Annotated in this window: 2 tRNA genes and 2 rRNA genes; all 4 read left to right on the top strand. The window is 44.8% G+C overall.

Features of this window, described 5'->3' with window-relative positions:
* Nucleotides 1–1,052: ribosomal RNA gene (locus FUA22_RS08075) — 16S ribosomal RNA — on the top strand; the annotation flags it as partial.
* Nucleotides 1,053–1,191: 139 nt separating this feature from the next.
* Nucleotides 1,192–1,265: transfer RNA gene (locus FUA22_RS08070), tRNA-Ile, on the top strand.
* A gap of 136 nt (nt 1,266–1,401) precedes the next feature.
* A tRNA-Ala gene (locus tag FUA22_RS08065) sits at nt 1,402–1,475 on the top strand.
* A 155-nt stretch (nt 1,476–1,630) separates the two neighbouring features.
* Nucleotides 1,631–2,163 (top strand): 23S ribosomal RNA (locus FUA22_RS08060); the annotation flags it as partial.

Below are 2,163 nucleotides of genomic sequence, written 5' to 3'. Positions count from 1 at the left end.
GAGCTTGACGGTACCGTAAGAATAAGCATCGGCTAACTCCGTGCCAGCAGCCGCGGTAATACGGAGGATGCAAGCGTTATCCGGAATCATTGGGTTTAAAGGGTCCGTAGGTGGATTGGTCAGTCAGAGGTGAAATCCTGCAGCTTAACTGTAGAACTGCCTTTGATACTGCTAATCTTGAGTCATTATGAAGTAGTTAGAATATGTAGTGTAGCGGTGAAATGCATAGATATTACATAGAATACCAATTGCGAAGGCAGATTACTAATAATGTACTGACACTGATGGACGAAAGCGTGGGGAGCGAACGGGATTAGATACCCCGGTAGTCCACGCCGTAAACGATGGATACTAGCTGTTGGGCTTCGGCTCAGTGGCTAAGCGAAAGTGATAAGTATCCCACCTGGGGAGTACGTTCGCAAGAATGAAACTCAAAGGAATTGACGGGGGCCCGCACAAGCGGTGGAGCATGTGGTTTAATTCGATGATACGCGAGGAACCTTACCAGGGCTTAAATGTAAGTTGCATGATTTAGAGATAGATCTTTCTTCGGACTACTTACAAGGTGCTGCATGGTTGTCGTCAGCTCGTGCCGTGAGGTGTCAGGTTAAGTCCTATAACGAGCGCAACCCCTGTTGTTAGTTGCCAGCATGTAAAGATGGGAACTCTAACAAGACTGCCAGTGCAAACTGTGAGGAAGGTGGGGATGACGTCAAATCATCACGGCCCTTACGTCCTGGGCTACACACGTGCTACAATGGCCGGTACAGAGAGCAGCCACACCGCGAGGTGGAGCGAATCTATAAAACCGGTCTCAGTTCGGATCGGAGTCTGCAACTCGACTCCGTGAAGCTGGAATCGCTAGTAATCGGATATCAGCCATGATCCGGTGAATACGTTCCCGGGCCTTGTACACACCGCCCGTCAAGCCATGGAAGCTGGGAGTGCCTGAAGTCCGTCACCGCAAGGAGCGGCCTAGGGTAAAATCGGTAACTAGGGCTAAGTCGTAACAAGGTAGCCGTACCGGAAGGTGCGGCTGGAACACCTCCTTTCTAGAGAAAGACGACTAGTAGGTTAAAATTATTTTAGAAAAGAAATAGTTTATTCTCATTGCTGTTAATTTAAAAAATAAGTCACCAGAACACGGTGCTCAGTAGAGATACTGAAAACTGAAAACTGAAGACTATAAATAGTCTCATAGCTCAGCTGGTTAGAGCGCTACACTGATAATGTAGAGGTCGGCAGTTCGAGTCTGCCTGAGACTACGATTTAAGATTGATTTTATAAAAAGGGGTCAATTTTAGAGAAGTTCATTAAATATTGAAAGGAAATTTTAGAAGTTGGGAGATCCATCTTATTTTATTGGGATTTGGGAATTGATTTTTGAAATTTCATTAAAAGGGGGGATTAGCTCAGCTGGCTAGAGCGCTTGCCTTGCACGCAAGAGGTCATCGGTTCGACTCCGATATTCTCCACAATTCCGTTAAACGGAAAAACGTTCATTGACATATTGAAAAAGATACATGAAATTAATATCAGATTTATCTGATATTAAAAATAATTCAGATTAATTAGAATCACGCGAGCGATAATCTAATTAATCACAACTCATTAAAAAAGCAAAAAGTACAATAAGCTAAGTAAGGGCGTATGGGGAATGCCTAGGCTCTCAGAGGCGAAGAAGGACGTGATAAGCTGCGAAAAGCTGTGGGGAGTGGCACATACACTTTGATCCGCAGATATCCGAATGGGGCAACCCACTATATTGAAGATATAGTATCCGTAAGGAGGCGAACCCGGAGAACTGAAACATCTAAGTACCCGGAGGAGAAGAAAACAAAAGTGATTCCGTTAGTAGTGGCGAGCGAACGCGGATTAGCCCAAACCAGTGTTGTTACGGCAATACTGGGGTTGTAGGACTACAATATTCGACACTAAGTGAACTAGAATTGTTTGGAAAGACAAACCATAGAGAGTGATAGTCTCGTAAAGGTAAGCGAAGTTTAGATAGTAGTATCCTGAGTAGTGCGGGACACGAGTAATCCTGTATGAATCTGGCGGGACCATCCGTTAAGGCTAAATACTCCTGAGAGACCGATAGTGAACTAGTACCGTGAGGGAAAGGTGAAAAGAACCCTGAATAAGGGAGTGAAATAGAACCTG

The organism is Seonamhaeicola maritimus (genome assembly GCF_008056315.1).
Taxonomy (GTDB): Bacteria; Bacteroidota; Bacteroidia; order Flavobacteriales; family Flavobacteriaceae; genus Seonamhaeicola; species Seonamhaeicola maritimus.
Note: the sequence above shows the minus strand (reverse complement) of the source record. Positions and strands in the feature narration are given on the sequence as shown.